The sequence below is a fragment of the Fibrobacter sp. UWR4 genome (assembly GCF_003149045.1).
Taxonomy (GTDB): Bacteria; Fibrobacterota; Fibrobacteria; order Fibrobacterales; family Fibrobacteraceae; genus Fibrobacter.
The window spans coordinates 1-5,231 of record NZ_QGDU01000068.1 but is presented as its reverse complement, the minus strand read 5'-3'; the positions used below and the strand labels follow the sequence as shown (position 1 = coordinate 5,231).

The following is a 5,231-nucleotide window of genomic DNA, read 5'->3' as shown; positions in this document are numbered from 1 at the left end:
GTAGGCAAGGCTGCCTCCAACGCCTGTAATGGCTTGGGTGAAACCGGCAAGGGTCTAGTGAACAGCTTGATGGTGCTTGGCGTGGGTGAAACCGTGGCCCTGTTCATCATGGTGTTCTCGATGATGCTGGTGAGCTAAAAAAGGTATGAGGTACGCTCGTACACTCGCTTGAGGTATGAGGTCGGCCCTTGGCCTTTGAGGCTTTATTAAGAACCTCGTGCAGATTCTGCATGGGGTTCTTTTTTCTATTTTTGGCTAAGCAATGTCGCAGTTCTTGAAAAGATTTAACAGGTTCCTGGTAGTCAACGGTTATATGCCGAAGATTTTCCTGGCTGCGTTCATTGGTTTTGTAACGGGCCTGGTGGCGGTTGCGTTCCATTTTGGATTGGGACTGGCAACCTCCTTGGTGAAAATGCCCTGGACTGGGGACAATGCACTGCCTTGGTGGTCCTTTGCCATTATGCCGGCCATCGGTGGCCTGATTGTGGGTGTCATTATCTATGTCGTTGCCAAGGCACCCGAAACAGCGGGTCAGGGTACTGATAACATGATCAAGTCTTTCCATCATGAAGGTGGAAAAATTCGTAAGCGTGTTGCTCCCGTTAAGTTCTTGACAAGCATTATTACTTTAGCGACTGGTGGTAGTGCCGGTTACGAAGGTCCTATTTCCCAGATTGGTTCTGGGGTGGCTTCTACGGTTTGTTATGGATTTAATATGCCCCAGTCTTTGCGCCGTCAGTTCACCCTGGCGGGAACGGCTGCTGGCCTAGGCTCTATCTTTAAGGCTCCTTTGGCTGGTGCATTGACTTCTGTAGAAGTTCTTTATCGCGAAGACTTTGAATCCAATGCTTTTGCAACCTCCATCGTTTCTTCTGTTGTCGCTTTTACGGTGTATATTGCCTTTGTGGGGACGGAACCCGCCATTGCTGGGGTTCCTGTTTTCCCCTTCGCCAATACTGTGGAATTGATTGCTTGTGCCTTACTGGGCATTCTTTGTTTCCCGTTTTCCTATTTGTACGTGCGCTGCTATAGCGAATCCGAGACTCGGTTTGCCCGTTGGCAAGTTCCCAACTGGATTAAACCTGCTATTGGCGGCCTGATGATTTCTGTTCTGGTGGTAGTTTTCCCGGAAGTTGCTGGTGGTGGTTTTGAATTCATTAACGAAGTGATGGGAGCCATGATGCCTCACTCCATATGGGGCGTTCTGCTACTGTTGGGGATTGTTCTTGCTAAGATTGTTGCTACGGGACTAACAGTTGGTTCTGGTGGATCTGGCGGTGTATTTGGCCCATCTCTCTTTATTGGGGGAGTTTTGGGTGCTGCTTTTGCCGGAGCCTGCGAACTGATTGCTCCTGATATGATCCGTTGCCCGGAAATGTTTATCCTGGTGGGAATGGCCGCTTTCTTTGCTGGTGCTGCTAAGGCTCCTATTGCCGGTGTGGTCATGGTCTGCGAAATGACGGGTAGCTATAGCCTGCTGCCGGGACTTTTGATTGCCGCCGTGATGCATATTGCTTTCTCTAGACCTTGGAGTATTTACAAGAGCCAGGTCCAGAACAAATTTGCATCTCCTGCTCATCGAGGTGACATGGATGTTGATGTTCTTCGCGTGACTACCGTAGGTGATGTAATTGAACATTGTGAAATGAAAACCTTGAGAGGTGAAGATTCCCTTTCCGATGTTCTGAAGGATATTGAAGTGGATTACGTTTATCCTGTTTATGAGGGAACTTCCAGAACACCTGCGGGATTGTCCCTAGGACATGAACATACTGGAACTTACATTGGATTGCTGGATATGTCCATCGTGAAGAATGCCTACATTACATCTCCGGACTTGATTCAACATCTGCTGATTTCCGATTGTACGGTAAAGGCCCCGATGTTGATGGATTCAATGGACCTTCATTCTGCCTTAAGAATTTTTGTACGCACGTCCATGTCGGAACTTTGCGTTAAGAATAAGAGCGGGGAAGTCATTGGTGTCTTGAGTCATGCTGCAATTTTTAAGGCCTACGATAAGATTGTGCAGCAGAAAGCTGGTTAGGCTAATTAGATAATTTTCCACACAATTACATTTTAAAACAGATTAACTTGTGTGTGGTAGAAATGTTTTTTTTACAAAGTAAATAAAATATTTCGTATTGTAAGTAAAATGACACTTTTCTGTTTTATTCTAAATAATACACTCTTGTAATTCGTTGAAGAACAATGTGTTATCCTTTTATATATTGCTTTTGTCTTTGACATTGTGGATTATTTGTCACTACACTTGTATAAATAAATGTGGACAAAAAAAATTTTTTTTTCTAAAATTGATCCCAAAATTTTGGGGTAATTCTTGCGCATGTTTGGGGGCTAGGATTTTTTCCAAAAAAGTATTAAAAGTAATCGCAATTTGTTTGTACTAGACGAATTGCGGTTTTGAGGTTTAGAAAAAAGAGGGTAAACGCGTGTTTAAGTCACTTGTCGTCTATTTATACAAACGGTCAAAGGATGAACGTAATATGTGGAATAATATTTTAGGTAAAATAATTCCTTTAGTATTTCTATCCCTAAGCATTTCTTTGGCAACGTCAAGTGAAACAGGAAATGCTTTTAACGAGTATATGTCTCCTGAAGCCGGCATCAATCCGATGTCAGGTACCGTTGCCTTTACAAAGCCTCTTGCTTCAATTTCCGCAGGAAAGATTAGCGCTTCGTTTAGCGTCAGTTATTCTGGTAACGTATATCAAACTGTCAAGAATAAAAATGATCTTGCCCCCTCTGGTTGGGTTGGGTTAGGCTTTGCTTTGGGCTTTGCGAAAATTGTCAGTGACAATGCTGGAACAATGGCTTTATGGGATGATAACTATACCCTTTTAACAGCAGAAGGTATGTCGCATAAAGTCTTCTATGAAAACAATCAGTGGTGGATTGAAGGTTTGCCGTATTGGAAACTTACTCGAGATACGGTAAATACTCAAATTAATGGAAAGAATTACACCTATATTAAGGGTTGGATACTTACTGATGATCAGGGAAACAAGTATTATTATGGAGATTTCGAAGAAAATGTGGTGTTCCCCAAAAAAAGAAATGCAAATCAATATGCTCTTTCCTGGCCTTTGAGTCATGGTATTGTCGGAAAAAATTATAGTAAGTACAATGGCCAGTCCGATTATTTGTTCCCGAATGCATGGAATCTGTCTAGGCAGGAAGACCTGGATGGCAATTACATTGAGTATTTCTATACACAGGAAAGTGAAAAACTCAAAATTAGAGATTATACCACTGTAAATGGTTATACAAAAGAGTGTTATCTAGACTCAGTCTCTTCTTCTACAGGTGGTGCAATTAAGTTCAACTTGCTTCCAAAGGGGGAAGGTCTGTTTTGGGGCGAATATGTGGACAGTGAGGGTCAAGTTGAGGTTGATGCCAGTTCGGCTCCTGATGCATTTATTGATCCGATAGAAAGAAAGTACCTTGACAATATCTCCATTTATGGTCCGTCAAATATTTATACGGGTTCAATCAATTTTTGTTATTCTCCTTTAAAAATTGTTCCTGAAGGCACTGATGGCTATGGCTATGTGAAAAGACTGCTTACAAGAATCGTTTTTGTAGATGCTACAGGTGCTCAATCCGATAGGGAAGATTACGAGTACTTTGACAACGTAAATGCGACTCAGGGCATTGAATCTGCGCTGCTTGGTACGATTAAAGCCATTCAGGGTCCGACATGCGGTAGGGTTGAGTATAATTATACATCATACAGTACTACTGTCGATTCCGATTATCACATGGCGTCTGTCCCTGGTTTAAAGAAAATTAAGTTAGGGTATAAAGGTAATGGAACTCCATATATTGTAGGTCTTACCAAAGATAAAACAGTTCAGGTCTGGGAATGGAAGTTTGGTCGTTGGATTTATGTAAATCAGATTGACGGTGTAAAAAAAGGTAGTGATAAGAGTACTTTTATGATAGGAAACAAGGACTGGTTCGTCTTTGTTTATGAAGATGATGGAAAAAGAACATATTATCCAATTATGTGGAATGGTGAAAACTGGGTCAAGGTTGCTGATAATATTAATGATAATGGTAGAAGAGACGTTGTATCCGTTGGTCCCGACTATATAGCCCGTGTTCACTTGAATGACGATCGAAATAATACCGTAACGCTTTCGATTCCTTGGACGAAATCAGGTAAAACGATAAGCTTTGATGTCAACGGCTTTAAAGCTGACTGGGGAGAAAATGACAATAACAAGACACAGCTTTTAGCCACGAATAACTTTGTTGCAATTTTCTTTGTGTGTCCCGATAAGGGAAATAGTGGCGTGATTAAGGTTTTTGCATTTAATCACGATAAGACTCAACTCAAAGAAGTATTTGAACAACGTGATTTAGACGATGACAATCAGTACGCCTTTGGCGACGGATATATTGCGGGAGCAATCGAAGACCGCGGATTGTGGGGGCACAATGCAGGGGTTCTTACATGGGTTGACAATGGTTTTGTAGGATCTTTTGATAGTACTCTGTTCTGGGAGTTGGATGGTGTTCAGTCCGAGCCGACTATTGAAGCTATTGGAAATCGGTATTTTGTTGTTAAGCATGCCGATAACGATGAAATGAGCTTGTTTGATTATGATGGCGAATATTGGAAATCTCCCTATAAAAATGAAAATCTGGTAAGCGGCGATGATTATGATTTCTTTGTTGAAGCCCAATGGACTGGTCATTCTGGAAATGATTTCTTTATTGCTCGAGAGCCCTATGTTCACGAATATCAAGCGAAAATATATTACCCGGTGTTTCGTAGATGGCGTGTAAAATGGAAAAGCACGTGGGTTACCTATTGGTCTTCAACATACCATGGCGCTTTAGTAGAACGATTTGAAAGGCGTAATGGTATTTGGGGGAGAACCGGTAAAGAAAATTTAGATGGATCTACAGACAAAACACACATCACTATTGGTGATAACTGGTATCATGAGAATACATCAAAGTATGCATTTGTGTGGAATGGCGTTAGCTGGTTAAAGGAAGTCGTACCCCTTTCGAAAAAACCAGAGTCGTTGGGCGGTGGTTTCTTTGTTGTGGAATCTGACGATAATTCTTATATCTATTTTAAGAAAGATGATTCTTTTACAGGGCGAATTTAAGTCGCCAAGTAAATTTGTTTAACTTGCCTAGAAATATACTCTAATGGGGTGAGAAATCCAAGTCGTTTTCTCGGCCGATTGTTC

2 protein-coding genes and 1 pseudogene are annotated in these 5,231 nt (G+C 41.8%); all 3 read left to right on the top strand.

What is annotated here, in order from left to right; genetic code table 11:
* Positions 1-138, top strand: a pseudogene (locus BGX12_RS15970) (V-type ATP synthase subunit K); the annotation flags it as partial.
* A gap of 124 nt (positions 139-262) precedes the next feature.
* The gene (locus BGX12_RS14930; RefSeq protein ID WP_109736815.1) at positions 263-2,047 is read left to right on the top strand and encodes a chloride channel protein; all 1,785 of its coding nucleotides are present in this window, start codon (positions 263-265) and stop codon (positions 2,045-2,047) included.
* A 460-nt stretch (positions 2,048-2,507) separates the two neighbouring features.
* Entirely contained in the window at positions 2,508-5,147 is a 2,640-nt protein-coding gene (locus tag BGX12_RS14925) for a hypothetical protein (protein ID WP_109736814.1), read from the top strand.
* Positions 5,148-5,231 lie beyond the last annotated feature (84 nt).

Bases quoted from the DNA above. Each gene is read 5' to 3' on its own strand.
- BGX12_RS14930 (WP_109736815.1), top strand. From the start codon at position 263: ATGTCGCAGTTCTTGAAAAGATTTAACAGGTTCCTGGTAGTCAACGGT.
- BGX12_RS14925 (WP_109736814.1), top strand. From the start codon at position 2,508: ATGTGGAATAATATTTTAGGTAAAATAATTCCTTTAGTATTTCTATCC.